General features: G+C 44.0%; 19 protein-coding genes. 14 read left to right on the top strand and 5 right to left on the bottom strand.

Translation table 11 applies throughout. The annotated features are described in order from the left end of the window. Positions 1-321 precede the first annotated feature (321 nt). Positions 322-1,206 carry a LysR family transcriptional regulator gene (locus tag AACU28_RS17495; protein ID WP_121603330.1) on the bottom strand — a complete coding sequence of 295 codons (885 nt, stop codon included), beginning with the start codon at positions 1,204-1,206 and terminating at the stop codon, positions 322-324. A gap of 132 nt (positions 1,207-1,338) precedes the next feature. On the opposite strand from AACU28_RS17495, the gene AACU28_RS17490 reads away from it, so the two are divergent. Together AACU28_RS17490 and AACU28_RS17485 are read left to right on the top strand one after the other, a co-directional pair. Continuing rightward, the gene (locus tag AACU28_RS17490; RefSeq protein ID WP_121603329.1) at positions 1,339-2,349 is read left to right on the top strand and encodes an aldo/keto reductase; all 1,011 of its coding nucleotides are present in this window, start codon (positions 1,339-1,341) and stop codon (positions 2,347-2,349) included. 9 nt (positions 2,350-2,358) lie between these two features. Beyond that, the gene (locus tag AACU28_RS17485; protein WP_121603328.1) at positions 2,359-2,751 is read left to right on the top strand and encodes a GlcG/HbpS family heme-binding protein; all 393 of its coding nucleotides are present in this window, start codon (positions 2,359-2,361) and stop codon (positions 2,749-2,751) included. Between the two features lie 113 nt (positions 2,752-2,864). Here the strand turns inward: AACU28_RS17485 and AACU28_RS17480 are convergent, their stop codons facing one another. Further along, positions 2,865-4,238, bottom strand: coding sequence for an L-cystine transporter (locus AACU28_RS17480; RefSeq protein ID WP_017077997.1), 1,374 nt, complete (start codon positions 4,236-4,238; stop codon positions 2,865-2,867). A gap of 184 nt (positions 4,239-4,422) precedes the next feature. After that, positions 4,423-5,118, bottom strand: coding sequence for an NAD-dependent epimerase/dehydratase family protein (locus tag AACU28_RS17475; RefSeq protein WP_102456446.1), 696 nt, complete (start codon positions 5,116-5,118; stop codon positions 4,423-4,425). A gap of 736 nt (positions 5,119-5,854) precedes the next feature. Here AACU28_RS17475 and AACU28_RS17470 point away from each other — a divergent pair. From AACU28_RS17470 to btuD, 9 genes are all read left to right on the top strand, one after another. Then, on the top strand, positions 5,855-6,466 hold the full coding sequence (locus AACU28_RS17470) for a flavin reductase family protein (protein WP_102444627.1): 612 nt from the start codon (positions 5,855-5,857) through the stop codon (positions 6,464-6,466). A 44-nt stretch (positions 6,467-6,510) separates the two neighbouring features. Beyond that, entirely contained in the window at positions 6,511-7,584 is a 1,074-nt protein-coding gene (gene cobT, locus AACU28_RS17465) for a nicotinate-nucleotide--dimethylbenzimidazole phosphoribosyltransferase (protein WP_121603326.1), read from the top strand. Further along, the gene (locus AACU28_RS17460) at positions 7,584-8,390 is read left to right on the top strand and encodes an adenosylcobinamide-GDP ribazoletransferase (RefSeq protein ID WP_121603325.1); all 807 of its coding nucleotides are present in this window, start codon (positions 7,584-7,586) and stop codon (positions 8,388-8,390) included. Before cobT ends, AACU28_RS17460 begins: the two co-directional genes overlap by 1 nt. A 9-nt stretch (positions 8,391-8,399) precedes the next feature. Next, entirely contained in the window at positions 8,400-9,011 is a 612-nt protein-coding gene (gene cobU, locus AACU28_RS17455; protein WP_102444630.1) for a bifunctional adenosylcobinamide kinase/adenosylcobinamide-phosphate guanylyltransferase, read from the top strand. A gap of 9 nt (positions 9,012-9,020) precedes the next feature. Next, a complete protein-coding gene (gene cobC, locus AACU28_RS17450; RefSeq protein WP_121603324.1) occupies positions 9,021-9,638 on the top strand; it encodes an alpha-ribazole phosphatase family protein in 618 nt (205 codons plus the stop codon). A gap of 188 nt (positions 9,639-9,826) precedes the next feature. After that, the gene (locus AACU28_RS17445) at positions 9,827-11,623 is read left to right on the top strand and encodes a M3 family oligoendopeptidase (protein WP_104214488.1); all 1,797 of its coding nucleotides are present in this window, start codon (positions 9,827-9,829) and stop codon (positions 11,621-11,623) included. 278 nt (positions 11,624-11,901) lie between these two features. Further along, positions 11,902-12,930 (top strand): succinylglutamate desuccinylase, encoded by a 1,029-nt coding sequence (locus AACU28_RS17440; protein ID WP_121603323.1) that lies wholly within the window; start codon positions 11,902-11,904, stop codon positions 12,928-12,930. Positions 12,931-13,063: 133 nt separating this feature from the next. Then, positions 13,064-14,059, top strand: coding sequence for a vitamin B12 ABC transporter permease BtuC (gene btuC / locus AACU28_RS17435; protein ID WP_061024896.1), 996 nt, complete (start codon positions 13,064-13,066; stop codon positions 14,057-14,059). Continuing rightward, positions 14,046-14,804, top strand: coding sequence for a vitamin B12 ABC transporter ATP-binding protein BtuD (gene btuD, locus AACU28_RS17430; RefSeq protein ID WP_017085099.1), 759 nt, complete (start codon positions 14,046-14,048; stop codon positions 14,802-14,804). The genes btuC and btuD overlap by 14 nt, the downstream gene beginning before the upstream one ends. Positions 14,805-14,857: 53 nt before the next feature. Here the strand turns inward: btuD and AACU28_RS17425 are convergent, their stop codons facing one another. Both AACU28_RS17425 and AACU28_RS17420 read right to left on the bottom strand, forming a co-directional pair. After that, entirely contained in the window at positions 14,858-15,271 is a 414-nt protein-coding gene (locus AACU28_RS17425; RefSeq protein WP_108085596.1) for a RidA family protein, read from the bottom strand. 26 nt (positions 15,272-15,297) lie between these two features. Beyond that, on the bottom strand, positions 15,298-16,233 hold the full coding sequence (locus AACU28_RS17420; RefSeq protein ID WP_121603322.1) for an NADP-dependent oxidoreductase: 936 nt from the start codon (positions 16,231-16,233) through the stop codon (positions 15,298-15,300). A gap of 184 nt (positions 16,234-16,417) precedes the next feature. Between AACU28_RS17420 and AACU28_RS17415 the strand changes: the two genes are divergently transcribed. The 3 genes from AACU28_RS17415 (at position 16,418) to gbpA (ending at position 19,806) form a co-directional block, all read left to right on the top strand. Beyond that, positions 16,418-17,344, top strand: coding sequence for a LysR family transcriptional regulator (locus AACU28_RS17415; RefSeq protein WP_121603321.1), 927 nt, complete (start codon positions 16,418-16,420; stop codon positions 17,342-17,344). A gap of 165 nt (positions 17,345-17,509) precedes the next feature. Beyond that, positions 17,510-17,869 carry a DUF6559 family protein gene (locus tag AACU28_RS17410; RefSeq protein WP_017083478.1) on the top strand — a complete coding sequence of 120 codons (360 nt, stop codon included), beginning with the start codon at positions 17,510-17,512 and terminating at the stop codon, positions 17,867-17,869. 491 nt (positions 17,870-18,360) lie between these two features. Continuing rightward, positions 18,361-19,806, top strand: coding sequence for an N-acetylglucosamine-binding protein GbpA (gbpA, locus tag AACU28_RS17405; protein ID WP_102573200.1), 1,446 nt, complete (start codon positions 18,361-18,363; stop codon positions 19,804-19,806). Positions 19,807-20,154 lie beyond the last annotated feature (348 nt).

The following is a 20,154-nucleotide window of genomic DNA, read 5'->3' as shown; positions in this document are numbered from 1 at the left end:
AGCGGTGCATCATATATCAGTTATGTTAATCGTTCATAGCTAACTCATTGTATTATTGAACAAATGCACGATTTCTTGCTATTAAGCACATTCATCGATGAGAGCATTCGCAAAATCGCTTTATTATTGTTCGATAATCCCATTCTAAATATAGGTATATAAACCAAGATGGTTATTTAAACCTTATTTCGTGTTATTTAATTTGTCTGTTCATCGGCTTCTCAATTTTTTCAATTCCTTAGATCAGCTCTCATATTCTTAAACTGCCAAATTTTCAGCTCTCAAGCTCTCAAGCTCTCAAATGATCACGCTCTCAATTTTTCAAACTCTCAAATTATCAAAGTAAGCCTGAACAAATTTAACGAACGCTTGGTGTTTCTTTGCCGGATAAATAACTTGCGGATAGAACAGATAAATACTGTTGCCTTGTTGTAAGCATTCATCAGGCAGCACTTGCTCTAACTCTCCAAGCTCGACCTCTTTCGCAACGTAGTAACTTGCAATACGGATGATGCCACTGCCTGCGATGGCTTGTTGTTTGAGCAAGTGGTTGTCATTGCTTGTAAGCCAACCGGACACATCAATATTAGCCGATTTTAAAGGCCACTCGGTTTGGTGCAGCGTTGCTAAGCATTGATGATCACTTAAGTCACTCACATTGGTAGGGCGACCAAATTGATTAAGATAACCGGGAGTCGCGACTAAATCATGATGATAGCTAATCAAGTGTTTCGCCACCATGTTGTCAGGTGGCATGTTGGTGGCACGAAACGCGATATCGATATCATCTTGGTTGAGATTAAAGTTGGTGTAACTACTGTTTATCTCAAAGCGGATTTCTGGATATTGCTGCCTAAACTGTTGGCAGATATCGAATAGATATACCTCAGTAAACATCTTTGGCGCGGTGAGGCGCAATAGACCTTTTACGATGTCGTGTTGCTCTGAAACGCTGCGCTCAAGCTGTAAAACTTGCGAACGAATCGTTAAGCCTTGTTGTAACGCGCGTTCGCCTTCTTGGGTTAAACGAACACTGCGCGTGGTTCTGACCAAAAGCGGGCATTGTAAGTCGTTTTCTAAACGTTTGATCTGCTCAGAAAGGTAGCTCTTAGAGATACCGAGCTTTTCGGCTGCCTTGGTAAAGTTGAGTTGCTGAGCAAGTTCTACAAACAGGATCAGTCGTTCAATTCTTTTGTGTTCGTTCATTCGCGCGTTCCTATCAACCTATTGTTCGTCATATCAAACAATCATTTCGTAACTAGCATATTCTGTTTTTTTAAAAGAACAATATGATAGAGGCATATTTCTGGTCAGCAAATCTTCTAAGCGAGAATCGATATGACGAACAGCACTGAATCTACAAACAAAACGAGTGATAAAAAGAGTATCCCATTATCAAACCATCTACCGAATGTTGGGCAAATTGCCTATGGTTGCATGGGCTTAGGTGGTGGATGGAATGATAATCCAGTGAATAGTGCGGATGTTGCTCAAACACGAAACGTAATCGACACAGCATTAGAATCGGGTATTAATTTATTCGACCATGCGGACATCTATACCTTCAGCAAAGCTGAGCAAGCCTTTGGTCAAGCATTACAACAAGCGCCTGATCTGCGTGAACAGATGTTCATTCAATCTAAGTGTGGGATTCGTTTTGAAGGCGGGGGCAATGTTGGTCGTTATGATTTCTCGGCTGATTGGGTAAGCCAATCGGTAGACGGTATTCTCAACCGATTGAATACTGAAAAGCTCGATGTACTGCTATTACATCGTCCTGATCCTTTGATGGAACTTGATGAGCTGGCAAGAGTGTTAGAGAACTTAAAAGCGCAAGGTAAGGTCGATTTCTTTGGTGTGTCGAACATGAACAGCCATCAAGTTCAGTACCTACAATCTGCGCTCGGGCAGCCCATTGTCGCGAATCAAGTTGAGATGAGCTTAGCCAAGCTGGATTGGTTGAACGATGGGGTGATGATTAACTCGCAAGGGCACCATCAATCAGACTTCGCCGCAGGCACCCTTGAACATTGCCAAATGAATAACATCCAACTGCAAGCTTGGGGTTGTTTGGCACAAGGCCGATTTGCTGAGCAAGGTTTGTATTCAGAACATGAAAACGTGAAAAAGACGGCGCACTACGTGGCTCAGTTAGCAAACCAATATGGCGTAGAAAGTGAAGCGATTGTGTTGGCATTTTTGCTTCGTCACCCTGCTCGTATCCAACCTGTTATTGGCACCACAAATCTAGACCGAGTCAAAGCTTCAGCGGTGGCGACTCAGATAAACCTGTCTCGTGAAGAGTGGTACAACTTATACGTGTACTCACGTGGTCAAGCGCTGCCATAAGGAATAAACATGTTGAATCAAAAGATCGCACAACAATTGGTGTCTAACGCTCTCGATATTGCCGAGCATAATCAACAAGCAATTGCGGTGAGCGTGTGTGATACGCACGGAGAGTTATTGGCGTTTATTCGCATGGATAATGTGAGCTTACAAGCCGGGTTGTTAGCACAGAACAAAGCTTATACGTCTGCAAGAGACAGACAGCCAAGCGGTAACGTAGGCGCTTGGGCGAGAGAAACTGGTAAAGACTTAAGTTACTGGACCGATTCAAAGATCACTGGCTTTAAAGGCGGTGTTCCGGTTGAGTTAAAGGGGCAGGTGATTGGCGCTATTGGTATCAGCGGATTAAGTGAAGATGACGATGAAGCACTTGCTGAGAAAGTGATTCAACTTGTGCTCTAAGTGCTGTTGCTTGTGCAGCAATGGAAGTTAGAAGTAACAGATAATAAAAAACCGATGCATGTGCATCGGTTTTTTGTTTAACGAGACTCAAGTTATTGAATCAATCGAACTCATTAAGCGTTCGCTTGTTCCAGATCTTGTTGCTTGTCTTTCTTACCCAATAGGCGGCTTGTGATCGTACCGGCTGTCATTGCACCAGATACGTTAAGCGCCGTACGTGCCATATCGATAAGTGGCTCGATAGAGATAAGCAGTGCTGCGATAGTTACAGGAAGACCCATAGCTGGAAGTACGATAAGCGCCGCGAACGTTGCACCGCCACCTACGCCAGCAATACCGAATGAGCTCACTGTGATAATAGCAATCAGAGATAGAATGAAGTTGATGTCCATTGGGTCGATGCCCACGGTTGGCGCAACCATAACTGCTAGCATGGCAGGGTAGATACCCGCACAACCGTTTTGACCAATCGTCGCACCGAAAGTTGCAGACAGGTTAGCAATCGCTGGTGGCACATTTAGCTTAGTGATTTGAGCTTCAACGTTCAGTGGAATCGTTGCAGCAGAACTACGCGAAGTGAAAGCGAACGTTAGAACAGGCCAGATTTTTTGGAAGTACTCTTTCGGGTTTACACCAACAAAAGAGACCAACACACCGTGAACAACAAACATCAGGATGATTGCTACGTAAGAAGCAACGATGAAACCCAGTAGGCTTAGGATGTCTGAAGCACTCGATGTTGCGACTACTTTCGCCATTAACGCAGCGATGCCGTATGGCGTGAGTGCCATGATCATCTTAACTAAGCGCATAACGATAGATTGTGCAGCGTCAACGAAAGTACGGATCGGTGATTCTAGCTCTTCTTTCTCAGCCATTACTTTACGAGCCGCAATACCTGTTAGCACGCCGAAGATAACAACCGCAATGATTGAAGTAGAACGAGCACCGGTTAGATCAGCAAACGGGTTAGTCGGAATGAAACTAACCAGCATTTGTGGAATGGTTAAGTCAGACACACTTCCCATGCGGCTTTCTAGTGTTGCAATACGAGCCGTTTCACGAGCACCTTCGGTTAAGCCTTCTGCCGAAAGACCGAATGCCTGAGCCACTGCAATACCAACAATTGCAGAGATCGCTGTTGTTGCGAGTAATACTGAAATAGTGATGCCAGAAATTTTGCCCAGTGAACCGCCTTTCTCAAGCTTCACCACGGCAGCAATCATTGAAACCAATACTAATGGCATGATTACCATTTTAAGCAATCCAACGTAACCACGACCAACGATGTTTACCCAGTCTAGAGTCTCTTTGATGATGGGATTGCCTTCACCAAATAGCAGCTGTAGACCAAGGCCAAATGCACTACCAAAAACTAAACCGAGTAAAACGAGGCGAGAAAGTGTGTTTTCTTTTTTCTGCTGTCCGTAGAGAAAAAAGAGGATACCAGTGAATACCGCTAAGGCAGCGATAGCTGAAAATGACATTTGTTTTCCTTATGAATAACTCTAAATCAATTAAGCACCTAGATGTATAGGTGTCAGTACTGCTGCTAAAATAACGTTCTGTTACAAAACGTAAAATAAGGAAAAGTAATTTATTAGAACGATTAGTAATATCCACTCAATGGTATGGGTGGATATTCAACATTGTGATGAATAGGTGAGCTTTTTAGCGATATTTTGCCAATAAATTGAGCATGTCACTTGACGAGTAAATTTCGGTATTTTTGAAATTATTTTCGAATAATCGGAACAACATTGCCTTCGCGACGTCTTCCGCTTGAATAGGGCGTAGGTTTTTGAACTGACCAAACATAAAGGGAGAGACTAAAGGAAAGATGCTTTGCAGGAGTTTTTCATCGGCTCTTGGTTCATCACGTTCACCAACCAGCGGCCCCGGACGTGCGATGAAAAGCTGCTTGAAGCCAATACGTTTTAAGTTTTGCTCCATTTGCCCTTTGCAACGAAGGTAGTGTGAATAAGAATCTGGCGAAGCGCCATAGCTCGAAACGACGGCAACGCGTTGTACCCCAAGAAACTTCATCGACTGTGCAACTTGGCTAACCAATTCAACATCGACTTTGCGAAGTGCTTCTTTTGATCCTGCCTTTTTCTTAGTCGTACCTAAGCAGATAACGCCAAGTTTAGGCGTCGCATTCGTATCATCCCAACTCGTGACTTGCAGGTCATTGTGAATGAGCGTGTGGAGTTTATTGGAGTCAAACTTTGTATTGAGGGATCTGCGGGATAACGCATAGATATTGTCGACCGCGGGCTCATCAATGAGTTGCCCCATCACATGATGACCAATTAGTCCGGTTGCACCAGCCACAACAACCGATGTTTTGTCTCCAGCAATGCTCATTTTAATCCCTTATTCACTCCACAAGTGCTTGTTTAATATAAACAGTGTTTGAATTTTAAGCGAATAAAAGTTTGTTAAACGAGTGGTCAGTAGTGTGTGGGGAGTTGCCTGTTTATGGAAAAAGAGATGATTTAGTTTGGCTCGACGCATAAGTACGGGCTGAAGCATTAATACGGTATGAAACATAATTGTGGTGCGAAATATAAATGCGGTCTGAAACATAAGTACGGGGTTAAAAATAACTAAGGCGTTAAACATAACAAAGCCCGCTGGGCGACGGGCTTTGTTACTTACTTTGCTGCTTTCTAGGTGAAGGATAGTGGGATTTTCCTTACCTTTTTGCTGGTTTTCTTACTTGATTTATTTGGTTTTCTTTTACTTGAGTTTGGAATCATTACACCTCCTAAATCGTTGTTCTGTTTTGTCTTTCAATCGATTGTCTTTCTTTGTGTAGCGTCAGTGTTGTGGGCATTCACTGTATGGGTACTTATCAATGGAGAGATTAACAAGTACTTTAGTTAAAGCATAAACGATGCCAAAATGTAAGTTATTGATAAATCTATTATCAGTATTGTAGGTGTTTTAGGGTTCGTCAATTTGATTGTCAATTTGAGAAAAAACCAGTGTGATCTGTTTAAATTAAGAACACTCTCTACGGTTTCTGTTGATTAGGCATAGATACAGCATTGCTTAACACGTAAACTGAGTCGTAATTCACATAGACCAAGGACGTGCTATGAACCTCAAGCTTGATACTCTTGCTCCCACTCAGATTTATCACCTGATGACACAAACCGTTGTTCCTCGCCCGATTGCGTGGGCATTGACGGAATCTTCTGAACAAGAGTACAACCTAGCGCCTTTCTCTTATTTCACGCCTGTTTCCAGTAATCCGCCGCTACTGATGTTATCGGTTGGGAAGAAGCCGTCCGGCGAAATCAAAGATACCACTCGTAACGCCCTAGAAACGGGTAAGCTAGTGATTCACATTGCTTCTTCAAGTTCTGCCGAAACAATGACAGCAACAGCTGCTACTCTCGATCATGGTGACTCTGAAGTCACCGCGAACAATATTGAGCTGGTTGAATTTGAAGGCTTTTCTTTACCGAGAGTAAAAGAGTGTGCGGTTGCTTTTGGCTGCACCTTATACGAAGTAAAAGAGGTTGGAGAGGTGCCACAAAGCCTCATCTTTGCTCAAGTCGAAACCGTGTACATTTCCGAAGATGTGATCGATAAAGAGAGTGAACGTCTTAAGGTTGATGCGTTGGCATTGGACCCACTGTCTCGACTTGGTGGCGGTGAATACGCGACGCTTTCCAATGTGTTCTCTGTTGCTCGCCCAAAATAGCCAATCCTAAATTAACGTACCCAGAATAAGCGTTTTTAAAAACTATGTTAGATACCCAATACTCACAGTACATCCAACACCGAATTGACCAAAAAACCAAGCCGCTCGGTGCGCTTGGCTTACTAGAAAAAGTCGCTCATCAATTGGCATTGATTCAGAGCCAAGGCAAAGAAGCTGCGGTTGAACACATCGAATTAAATAAGCCAAGTATCATCATTTTTGCTGGCGACCATGGCATAGCAGATGAAGGTGTGAGTATTGCTCCAAGTGCCGTAACACAGCAGATGGTGTTGAACTTCTTAAGCGGTGGCGCGGCGATCAATTGCTTCTGTACGGTGAATAATATCGATATCACGGTAGTCGACACGGGGATATTGTTGCCTGTGGAATCTGACAGTGACATGTTGATCTCCCAGCGCTTGGGTACGCGAACCAATAACTTTGCCAATGAAGCGGCAATGAGTTTAGAAACGGTTGAACGTGGAATTGAATTGGGTACCGAACTTGTATCTAGAACCATTTCGAATGGCACTAATATCATCATGTTTGGTGAAATGGGCATCGGTAATACCAGCAGCGCATCAGCGATCTTAAGTGCATTAGCGAATCGTGCTGCAGCGGAGTGTGTTGGCCTAGGCACTGGCATCAACAATGAACAGCTTGCACGTAAAGTGGCTGTGGTTGAGCAAGGTGTCGCGCGTTGCAAAGGTTTAGAGCTTAAAGAGCTTACAGATCTTAAAGATATTAAAGGGCTTAAAGATATTAAAGAGGTACTAGCACAAGTCGGCGGTTATGAAATCGTTCAAATGGTCGGTGCTTTCCTTGGCGCTTATCAAAACAAAACCCCTGTATTGGTCGATGGTTTTATCGTGTCAGTCGCTGCGTATGCCGCAACCTTAATTGAGCCGAACTGCCGTGATTATATGATCTTCGCTCATCGTTCAGAAGAGTCAGGCCATAAAATTCTATTAGAGTTACTAGACGCTGAGCCATTGCTCGATCTTGGATTGAGATTAGGCGAGGGCACGGGTGCTGCGCTAGCTATGCCAATTATTCGTGCGGCAGCCGAGTTCTATAACAACATGGCGAGCTTCGAAAGTGCTGGAGTCACTGTTTAATGAGTGATGTACCAGAAAGATCGTTGAAAGGTCGAGTTATTTATCAGTGGGAGTTGTTTGCGCTGGCGATGGGCTTCTTTTCTCGCTTACCAATGCCGAAGAACACGCCCTATTCATCAGAGCGAATGAATCGTTCTGGTCGCTACTTTTCAACGGTTGGTTTGTTACTTGGTGTTCTGTGTGGCGGTGTGTTCTTGCTACTTGATGCTATATTGCCGAGTGCGGTGGCGATCTTTTTAATGATGAGTTTTAGCCTGATGCTCACTGGTGCTTTTCATGAAGACGGCTTAACCGATATGGCGGATGGTATTGGTGGCGGCATGACCCTAGAACGCCGTTTAACCATCATGAAAGACAGTCGAATTGGTACCTATGGCGCGTCTGCTCTGGTTATGGCTCTGCTGGGTAAGTGGGTTTTATTGAATGAACTCGTGAGCATGACTGGACTGTTTATGGTTATAGTGACCAGTTATACCTTTAGCCGCGCGATTGCTGCATCGCTAATTTACGACATGCCTTATGTCAGCGATTTAGATACCAGTAAAAGTAAACCATTGGCCAACAAGCAAACCAAAGGTGAACTTACCTTCTTATTGCTTGTAGGCGTGCTGCCTAGCCTGTGGTTTGGTCTTGAATTCGCTTTGGTTTTATCTGTCGTCGCCTATCTGTTTAGAACGGGATTCAAAAAGTGGTTAATGGCTCGAATTGGCGGCTTTACTGGCGACTGCTTGGGGGCAGCTCAACAGTTGATGGAGTTACTGATTTACCTTGTATTCATTACTGCATTTTACAATGGCTTTCTATAACGGATCCTTATGACAAACACGAATCAAGCTAGTCAAATTAATCAAGCAAGTCAGCGAAACAGCCATTTGGTATTGGGTGGGGCTCGTTCTGGTAAGTCTAGTTTTGCAGAGCAACAAGCATTATGTGCGTTTGAAGCATGTTCAAATGGACGCCTTAACTATATTGCAACGGCCACTTATTTGGACGACGAAATGCTAGAACGAATCGCGCACCATCAACAACGTCGTGGTGAGCAGTGGATTGAGCATGAAGTACCCGTCGAGTTAGCCGAAAAACTGCAGTCTTTTGCGAAAGAAGATGTGGTGCTGATTGACTGCCTAACCTTGTGGTTGAACAACATCATCTTTGAACTGGGTGATGATGCAACCAATGAACAGGTTGAAGCCGTGGTTGAAGTCTTGGTTAAAAGCGTCGAGCAAAGCCCAGCGCAAGTTATCATGGTGTCTAACGAAGTTGGCTTAGGTGTGGTGCCGATGGGTAAAGTGTCGCGCTTGTTTGTAGACAATGCGGGACGCATGAACCAAGCACTAGCTCGCGTCGTTGAACGCGTTACGCTGGTTGCTGCAGGATTACCACTGAGCTTAAAACCATCTAATCACTTGCTTGATACTCAAGGCTAGGTCGCACACATGGTTAATGGAACAACTAAAAACATCTATTTATTAAGACATGGCAAGGTCGAAGGCGAAGCAGCACTTAACGGATTGTCAGACGTGTTGGTCAACCCTGATCTTCAATATCAGATCTGTGGAGCTCTCGCTAAACAAGACATTATCTTTGATAGTGTGGTTTCCTCGCCACTCAGACGATGTGGTGATCTTGCGAGCTTGTTTGCAGAGCGTATGTCAGTGCCTTTATCAGTTGCACCAGACTTTCAGGAAATGAACTTCGGTGAAGTTGACGGTGTCCCATTTGATGCACTTGAAGACAAGTGGGGAATGCTAGAAACCTTTTGGCAAGACCCTGCTAATCATCAATTAACTGGCGCAGAAAGTTTACAGAGCTTCCACGGCAGAGTAACTCAAGCTTGGTCACAACTTTTGAATGATCCAAGTGACAATATATTGTTGGTTACCCATGGTGGTGTGATTCGCATATTGTTAGCACACTGCCTTGATATTGATTGGAAAAATCCGAGTTTGTACTCGAAGCTATCGATAGAAAACGCGTCGATAACGCATATTCAAATCACTCAGTTTGCGCAGAGCTTTATCAGCGTAAAGTCGATAGGGTTGCCTGTTCTCTGAGTGTTAAAAATACACAGTTTTGAGAATTAACAATCTATTAAACCTGTTAATAGAAATAGAAATAGAAATAGAAATAGAAATAGAAATCGAAACAGAAATAGAAACAGAAATATAAATAGAAGTATAAAGCGGCGTTTACAGCCGCTATACCAGATTGGTATTACTACCTACGTGAAAGGAATTTAGTCATGACAACTCCAAGTTGGGATTTAAGCATTGCTTATCGCGATCTTGATGATGCAAAAATCGAACAAGACATCGAACTGATTCAACAATGTATTGAACTGTTGTACCTGCATGTTGAAAAGCGTCACATCATTCTGGCAATGCAAAACGCAATCCAGACCTCAGAAGCGGCAGGCACGTTACTCAGCACTATCAACACCTTTGCTAATTGCCACGCATCGGTAGACGCGACGCACACAGAAGCCAAAGCACTGCTTGGTCGTGTAGCGAAGCTGAACTCTGAAATGTCTCAAGCGTTCAGCCCTTACGAAGACACGCTAATTCACGCAGAGCCAGAATTTATTGATGCAGTATTAGAGCATGAGAGCGCGGATGTTGCAGGGCAACGCTTTGCTATCGAAAGCTCACGTAAGTTATCAAGCAGTCGACTCAGTGTTGCTGAAGAGCAGTTATTAGCTGCGATGAAGGTTGATGGCCGTGATGGGTGGGGTCGTTTATACGATAACCTAACCGGTTCTTTAAAACTATCGCTAAAGCTGGACGGTGAAGACGAAGCTCTAGGTTTTTCACAAGCCGCGAGCCTGTTGTACGGCAGCGAATTCGACAAACAAGAACCAGCATGGCGCGCCGTTCAAGGTGCAATGAAAACGCATCAAGAGTCTTTTGCTTCAATCCTAAATGCATTGGCGGGTTGGCGATTAACAGAAAACAAAAAGCGCTCGAAGATTAGCGATGTGCATTTCCTTGATCCAAGCCTACACGGCAGTCGCATCGTACCTGAAACGCTAGACACCATGATGTCGGTAGCAAAAGCAAATCGAGCTGTTGGTCAGAAAGCGGGTTTGTTGATGGCAAGAGTTCACGGTCTCGATGAAATGAAGCCTTGGAACCATTTAGCCGCGATGCCACCGCTGGGTGACAGCGAATCTAAGGTTTATCCATTTGATGAAGCGATCGAAGTGATTAAAACCGCCTTCGCTGAAGTAAATCCAGAGATGGCTGATTTCGTCGCATTAATGGTTGAGAACGGTTGGATTGATGCCGCTCCAGCTGCCAATAAACGTTTAGGTGCGTACTGCACTAAATTTGCTGCGACACGCACCCCGCTTGTGTTCATGACATGGAGTGGTAGCCGCTCAGACTTAATGACATTAGCGCACGAGCTAGGCCACGCGTTCCACAACTGGGTGATGAAAGACATGCCGTTGTGTCAAACACGCTACCCAATGACGCTAGCAGAAACCGCTTCGATCTTTGCTGAAAACATCGTTCGTGACCATCTATTGAAGCAAGCACAAACACGTAATGAGAAACTTGAAATGCTGTGGGAAGAGCTTTCTTCTTCTTTGGCGTTAATGGTAAACATTCCCGTTCGTTTTGAGTTTGAGAAAGCCTTCTACGAGCAGCGTGAAAAAGGTGAGCTAACGGCTCAGCAGCTGTGTGACCTGATGGAAACGACTTGGAAAGAGTGGTACGGCGATGCAATGACAGAAGCCGACCCTTACTTCTGGGCGAGCAAGCTGCACTTTAGCATCTCTCAAGTGAGCTTTTATAACTATCCATACCTGTTCGGTTATCTGTTCAGTAAAGGTGTTTACGCACAACGCGATGCTAAGGGTGAGCAATTCTACGGCGATTACGTTTCGTTGCTTCGTGATACGGGCAGCATGATGGCGGAAGAAGTCGTTCAAAAGCACTTAGGAATGGACCTGACTCAAGCTGATTTTTGGCAACAAAGCATCGACATGGTCAAAGTTCAAATCGATGAATTTGAAAGATTGCTCGATCAGGAAGATTAATTGATCTCAATCTGTTCATGGCAGGTAAGAGCTGTGTTAGCTTACGTGGCTCTTATCTTGCTGACATGACTTGAGAAAAGCTGAGACAGCCAAAAGTTGCTTTAAATAGAGAAAGTTATTTGGAACAGATGTCGGTTAGTAAAGTCAGCAGGTAATATAAAAATATATGGGTAGTATTTGTGAGTGATAACGGAGTTTCTATTGATAAGTGCGATCCTAGCAACACAATTTCTATGTACAATTTATTAACATACGGCCGTGCAATTAAGGAGTAACGCATGACGAAGACCCTCTTTCGCCAATCATTTCTTTTTGACAGCCTAGATCTTGAGCAAGAAGTGGTTGCAGGACAGACCGTACTGAGTAACGGTGTTCAAATTAAGCTTCATCAACGCGGTGTATTGGAAGTGATTCCCGCGGAGTATAATTCTGAAACCAAGAACATCATCTTTTCAACAGGTGTTCATGGCGACGAAACTTCACCAATGGAGCTGATTGATAAGCTCATTGAGGATATTGAAACAGGCTTCCAAGTAGTGACAGCAAGATGTTTGTTCATCATTGCTCACCCAGAAGCAACCAACGCGCATACTCGTTTTCTTGATGTGAATATGAACCGTCTGTTTGATGAAAAACAGCACGAGAGTAATCGAGAAGTGGATATCGCGAAGAACCTTAAGTACTTGGTTACTGAGTTTTACAAGGAAACGGTACCTGCCACTCGTTGGCACTTAGATCTGCACTGTGCGATCCGTTTTTCTAAGCATTACTCTTTCGCCGTGAGCCCTAAGGTTCGCCACGAAGTTCGCAGTAAAGCCTTGTTCGATTTCATTAACAGTGCTCACGTTGAAGCTGTGTTGTTGTCGAATGCGCCAACGAGCACTTTCAGTTGGTACAGCGCTGAAAACTTCGAAGCCCAAGCACTGACAATGGAGCTAGGGCAGGTAGCAAGAATTGGTGAGAACCAGCTTGATAAGCTAACGGCTTTCGATTTGGCAATGCGCAATCTGATTGCTGAAATAGAACCAGAGCATTTACCAAAGAAAACCATTACTTATCGCGTAAGCCGAACCATTGTTCGTTTGCACGATGACTTTGATTTCATGTTCTCTGATGACGTAGAAAACTTTACGGCATTCAAGCACGGAGAAGTGTTTGGTCATGATGGTGATAAGCCATTGATGGCGAAGAATGAAAACGAAGCCGTGGTATTCCCAAATCGTAACGTTGCTATCGGTCAACGAGCGGCCTTAATGGTGTGCGAAGTTGAAACACGATTCGACCACGGTCAGCTTGTGTACGATTAATACCGAGCTGGGTTAAAGCGACGAAAACAACCGCTCAACTGGTTGAAATATCAAGGTTCACATTACGGTGTGAGCCTTGAGTTTATTTAGGGATACAGGTAAGGTTACGCGAACAATTTCAAAGTAGCTTGATATGGATTTCCAACAACTTCTTCACCAAAAACAGCGCAAATGGACCCGAGCCATTTATCTGATGGCAGCACTGCTTGTCGCGCTGAGTGCGATTTACCTAATGGTTGGCGATCTTTTCATTTCCCCTCTGGGCACCTTGTCCACGTTAGAACAAAAACTACTGGTTGATTTACGCTTACCTCGATTATTGGCGGCTATTGCCATCGGGGCAGGGTTAGCTGTATCTGGCGCAAGCCTACAAATCTTATTGGGTAATGTATTAGCAGAGCCAGGTGTGCTCGGTATTTCTGGTGGCGCAAGCTTGGCGATGGTTATCGTACTGTTCTTCTTGCCGTTTGCGCCTACACCAGAACTGTTCATGATTGCCGCCGTTTTAGGTTCACTTTGTTTTACCGTGATTCTAGTGAGCATGGTAAAAACCATGCGACTCACCACGGCTAAATTACTGCTAGTCGGTGTCGCGTTGGGCATTCTTTCTGGTGCGATGGTGACATGGGCGTTCTATTTTAGTGATGACTTAAGCCTACGCTTATTGATGTATTGGCTGATGGGTAGCTTGGGTGGCGTGACTTGGTATCAACACTCGCTCACGTTAGTGATGATCCCCGTGATTATTTGGTTGTGCCTGCAAGGTAGTAAGCTAGATAAGTTAATGATTGGCGAGACTCATGCTGCACAGTTAGGCGTGAATGTTCCGAGATTACGTTGGCGTCTAATCTTCGCTGTGTCTATTTTAGTAGGTTGCGCAGTAGCGTTAGGTGGCGTGATCAGCTTTGTGGGTTTGGTTGTGCCACACTTACTCCGTTTAGCGATTGGTACCGATAACCGATACCTTCTTCCTTTGTCTGCCGTTGCAGGTGCTGCGTTACTGGTGTTTGCTGATATTTGTGCAAGAACTTTATTAGATTCAGCAGAGCTGCCTTTGGGTGTGATGACCACCAGTATCGGTGCGCCTATCTTCATTTGGATGTTAATTAAAAATCATGATTCAAATTAAGAGCCTGAGCGTCGGCGCTCGTTTATTACCGTTATCATTTGAGCTCAAGCAAGGGCAGGTGACTCATGTCATCGGTCCTAATGGCAGTGGTAAAAGTACCTTACTCGAAGCGATATCTGGCGTTGGTGATGGCTACAAAGGGGATATAAAGCTCGACGGGCAGGATTTGTCTGAACTGTCTCTACAAGATTTATCATTGCATCGTGCTTATCTTTGTCAAAGTGCAAGACCTGCCTTCAACTTGGAAGTGTTTCAATACCTTGCGTTGTCACTGCCAAGCTCCTCACACGGCCTTGATGCTGAAATCAACGCAGCTTTGGAAGAAATTAGTCAGATGCTAGACATCACAGACAAACTTCATCGTTCAATTCAGACACTGTCTGGTGGTGAATGGCAACGCGTTCGTTTGGCCGGAATGTGCCTGCAAATTTGGCCGACGCTTAATCCTTACGCAAAGCTGCTGATCCTCGATGAACCCGCAGCTCCATTGGATATTGCTCAAGAAGCCTTGTTATACAAGCTCATTGAACGAGTGGCAGAGAAGGGCATCGCCGTGATCATGGCTAACCACGACCTGAACCGGACCTTAAGACACGCAGACCAAGTGTTGTTGCTCGATAAAGGTGTACTTCAAGCATCAGGTAGTGCAGAACAAGTTCTTACGCCTGAACAGCTAGAGTCCGTGTTCAACACTGAAGTCAAAAGTATCTCAGTCGATAATCAAACTTATCTGTTGTTTGGTTAAGCCTGTATCGTTTGGGTAAGACGGTTGAATCTTAGGATTGGAAAGCTCGGCAGTTATCGGGCTAACATCATCTCATATTCAACCATCATATCTGGCATCCCTAAACGCTGAACATAGCGCAACGTGCCTGTCGCTGGCTTTACTTCAACATCCCCTAAAAACTCTTCCCAGACATGAGCAATGTCTTCGAATTGTGCAGAGTTTACTTCGTTGGTAAATGTCCAATCCGTCCTGACAATGTCGTTAACACTAAAGCCAGCTTCTTCTAAGAATGCCTTCATTTGGTCTAAAATCAATCGTGTTTGAGCAACAGGATCATTAGGGTGTTGAGTGATAAAGTCCGGGTTACAGTCAGCATGTCCTGTCACAAAGAATACTTCGCTGAATTCACTTAGTTTCAGTCCCCAACTAAACGCATTGCTCATATCGGGTAGGTTCTTATTACGAAAAGCTTGTTTAATGGCCATTTTATATCCTCTCTACTTGATCGTGTTTACAGCGAAACTTCCAATACGATTTTGCCACGAGCACGTTTCGATTGACTTAACTCGTGTGCTTGAGCGGCTTTAGATAGTGGGAACACCTTATCGATGTTCACTTTAATTACGCCATCATCAATTAAAGCGGCAATACGTTGTAGATCTCTGGCATTGGGTGAAACCCACCAACGTTGAAAATTTACGCCTAGTTGCAGTGGTAATGCGCTTTCAATGTCATCTAATAGTGAAACTACGTTGCCACCTTTTCGTACCACTTCGAGTGAACGCTCCGCGATGCCATCACCCCCAACAGCGACGAGCACAGCATCTAACTCATCAACCTCGTCTTCAAAGCGTTGAGTTTGGTAATCGATGAATTGATCGACCCCTAAAGCCATTAAGTAGGCTTTGTTGCTAGATGATGCTGTTCCGATAACATAAGCACCGAGCGCTTTCGCTATTTGAACCGCAAAGCTGCCTACACCTCCGGATGCATTGTGAATAAGGACACGTTGACCGGCTTTGAGTTGGCAGCCTTCAACAAGTGCTTGCCATGCTGTTGTTGCGGCCAATGGCACTGCTGCAGCGGTCACGATGTCGAGAGACTTGGGCGCTCTTGCTACTAAATCACTATCGACAGCAAGATATTCGGCGTAGGCGCCTTGTTCAGAAATGGGCGCATATACATAGACCCGCTCCCCCAATTTGAGGTTGCTTACATTGTTGCTTTTTTCGACAACTTGTCCTGCTGCATCCCAGCCAACAATGAGTGGCATTTCATGTTGACCAGTAGACTCTAAGAATCCCTCTCTTACCATCCAGTCTACAGGGTTTACCCCCGCGCCTTGTACTTTGATCAGCACTTGATTTGGGGTGATGGTCGGTTTGGCTATATCGCCGAAGGTTAAGTTCTGCGCATTTCCATACTCTTCTAAATACACGGCTTTCATCGTATTTCCTTATAAGTGAGTCATCTGATTTGTTTTTCTAACAGCGGGTTAATCTGCTTGTGGAACTCACTTTGCCCAACTTGTTACTTATCGTCTAATTGATGATTGGTATAATATGCATTGATTAATATGATGGGTTTGTCGATACTCATTCACTAACTCCCTGTGTAATTAGGCAAGTAAGATGGCGAATGTCGATCTGAATTTAATGGTTATTTTTGATGCAATCATGCAGGAAAGCTCGATTACCGTGGCCGCAGAACGATTGTCGATGACGCAACCGTCGGTATCGAACGCAGTCTCTCGAATGCGCCATGCTTGGAAAGATCCTTTATTCGTGAAACAAGGAAGAGGGATTCGCCCAACCCCTTACGCCGTCGAGTTGTGGAAAATGATTGGTGAGCCGCTAGAGGCAATACGGATAGCAACTGAGCGTGATGAGTTTAATCCTGCGACGTTAAAGCGCACGTTTAGAATAGCAACGACAGATTGGATGGCAGATCTGTTTTGGTTGCCGTTAAAGCAACGAATAGAGCGTGAAGCGCCTGACGTTAATATTCACGCCGTACCTTACAACGTCAATGGAGAAAAGTTATTGCTCAGTGCCGATGTCGATATGGTCTTGGATTACTTCGAAGGCAACTCAGCTCAAGTACAAACTCAGCATCTATTTGATAATCACTTTGTGTGCGCAATGCGTGCCGATCACCCGTTGGCTAGTGAAGAGCTATCGCTAAGTGCTTTTGCTAGTGCTGATCATTTGTTGCTCTCGTTATCAGGTGAGGCGACAGGCGGGGTAGACATGCTACTAGGACAGAAGGGAATGAAACGGCGCATCGCCATGACGGTGAACCACTGTTACTCCATACCTAAGTTGCTCATTAATACTGACATGATCACGACGATTCCATTGCCGATAATATTGGAGAGCGTGAGCAAGGGAGATCTGGTGATTAAGAAAACGCCATTCACCATGCCACCGGGGCCCATTTCGATGTCTTGGCATGTGCGCCATCAACGTGACCAAGGTACGTTATGGTTGCGTGAGAAAGTGCTTAGTGTTCTGAACCATGGTTTGCCTAAGAATTTACTTTTTGATCCGTTTCAATGAGAAGCGGTGCAAAGTGTATTCGTCTCGAAATTTCTTTTTCGCATTGTTAATCAGTATATTACTGACGTTATATATTGAGCATCATCATAAAGAGTGACATTCTAAGTGTTGCTCAAATCTGAACAACATTTGATGTGATATTTGTAAATTGGAAGGGGAATTAGAGTGTTTAGATATATTCAGCGACGAAGGATCAAAAAGGTTATTAAGCTACTGTCTGCAAGATTGGTAAAGAGCTATGGAAGCCGTGACTTTTTCTCGATTGGTCAGGTAGAAACGAGTTCTCGTGAATTGAGTAAGCGCCAACAACAAATCGCATTGGCTTTGTTTGCTGATCCACAAGATTTAGATGTTGAATTGGTTCCCACTATCCAGCTGTTACGTAATGATGTGTCTAATGATTTCTTCGGCGGCGAGAATTACACCGCGCGTGATGTGCTCAATCTTTTGGGTGGCGGCGGTTGGAAAGGCGGCCGTATGGACGATGACATGTCACATCGCTTTGGTATGAACAGCCGTTATTAAGCTTTTGAGGCAATAAACTAATAAGCAATTTTATCCCACTCCTGATCTAATCGAACCCGCTATTTAGGATGACTCGTCAAAATCGTTATTTTGACGAGAAACTCTATTCTTTCCGTTTTCATCCAATCTTTGCTGAATCAGCCTATGCCTTTTCCATTCATAAAATTATTCAAATAGTTAATGTTCTGTCTCATTAAATTTTGAATAAACCTCATATTTTTCAGATGTATGAACTGGCTTTGTTACCTTATCAACTTTGCTGAGTATCAATCAGTCTTATTGATTAAATAATCCCGTCTTCATAAACCATGCTCAAATCGACTGATATGCATTCTCTTTATTAACGCTCGAGCTAAATAACTCATATTCAAGCCAAGTAACCGTTAATAGCGAATCGCAATATCAGATCACTCCACACTGTTTGATAGGTCGACGGGCCAAATTATTGAGGTCTGTTAATTGGAATTATGAAGTCTTTAAATGGAAATGTTATGAGAATAAGAATACAGAAAACGGCTCTAGCGATTGCGTTGTCTACCGTTTGTGGTGGTGCTATGGCACATGGTTTTGTGTCATTAAATGATGAAGGAAACATAATAAGTCGTGTCGCTTTGTGCCACTTAGAAGGTTCTGAAGGTCAGCCTAAGAACATGGACTGCGGCAACATACAGTACGAACCACAAAGTGTGGAAGGTGATGACGGTTTCCCTGAAGGCGGGCCTGATGATGGTTACATTGCTAGTGCTGAGATATCAATCGCAAGAAATCTAGATGAACAAACTTCAGAGCGCTGGCAGAAACGCCCAATAGAAGCGGGCTCTCAAGAATTTGAATGGACATTTAGGGCTAACCACATAGCGGCTGGTTTTAAGTATTACATCACGAAAAAAGGATGGGATCAGAATGAACCATTGGAACGAGCAGCCTTTGACCTAACACCTTTCTGTGAGGTTGATGGTCACGGAGATATGACACAAGACACGGCTACTCATACCTGTGAGGTACCTGTGCGAGAAGGTTACCATGTCATTTTGGCTGTTTGGGATGTCGGCGACACAGACAAAGCATTCTACAATGCGATTGATGTGGTATTTGATGGTGATGATTCGCAACTACCGGGTTGGGACAAAGCAGGTCAGATAATACCGACCGCCAACCTCAGGGAAGGTGATGCGGTTTATACTCGTGTCTTTGATGGTTCTGGCGAAAACGTAGCACTAAGTACTCGTATTGAGATTACAGACAGCGAAGCTGGCCAATCAAAGAACTGGTCAAAGGCATTAGCGACAAAAGTAAATGAAGAACGTAAGAATATTAAGTCGGGCGTGTTGAGTGAAAACGGCTTTGCTCCAATTTATGGCGTAAACCCGATATACGTTAATACAGACAGTGGTATTCAGAGTGTAGAAATAGGCTACGATGTTGAAGTACCGGAACCAGACATCTCACTCACGGTTGAAGGGTTAGAGCCTGAATACGTAATTGGTGAAGAAGCAATAGTTCTAGACCTAACACTGCTGGCTGAAGGTGATGCTAAAGCTGAATTGACGGTGTATAACCATGGTCGAGAGTCATTGGCGCACTGGAGTGGTGAAGTAGAAGATGATTCGTCAGAATTGGTAGCACTGCCTTTATCCAAATCAGAAGCTGGGCACCACATGTTAGTCGTGAGTGTCAAAAACAGTGAAGACAAGTTGGTAGGGCAACAGACGTTGAACTTCCATTTGGTTGAAGCCGGCACACCACCGCCCGAACATGATTATGTTTACCCAGAAGGTTTCGGCAGCTATGTGGATGGAGATATCGTTCTATTTGAAGGTGAGGGAGTCTATCAGTGTTACGGCCCATGGGCGGCAGAGTGTAACAATGAAGATTATTTACCAGGAATTGCAATTGACTCTAATTGGGTTGAACAGCAGTGGAAAAAGTTAGATTAATATTCCACTAATCGATTAGGCTCTAGTTTCTATTCGATATACAAACCTCAAAGCGGCTTAATCATAAAGCCGCTTTTTTATTCATTTTGAATAATGTTCCCTCAATCAACACAGAATACTGAAATGTCATAATTCGAAGCAACATCATCTATCTACAACGCATTTGTTTGAGTTGTGTGATGCTGATTCCTATCAATATAAAACCCGCTGTTATTGATAAAATTGACGTATATATTTTTCGTTGTTCTTTAAGTCAGAAACTATAAACCTACGAATTGCAGTGCTGGTTGGTTAGTAACCAATTGGTTTTGTGTTTAGGGTAAAATAATAGAGAGTGGGAAAGTGACA

It is taken from the genome of Vibrio sp. SBT000027 (assembly GCF_963894355.1).
In the GTDB taxonomy this organism is placed as follows: Bacteria; Pseudomonadota; Gammaproteobacteria; order Enterobacterales; family Vibrionaceae; genus Vibrio; species Vibrio splendidus.
The sequence above is the reverse complement of the archived record's forward strand: the minus strand, read 5'-3'. Positions and strand labels throughout refer to the sequence as shown.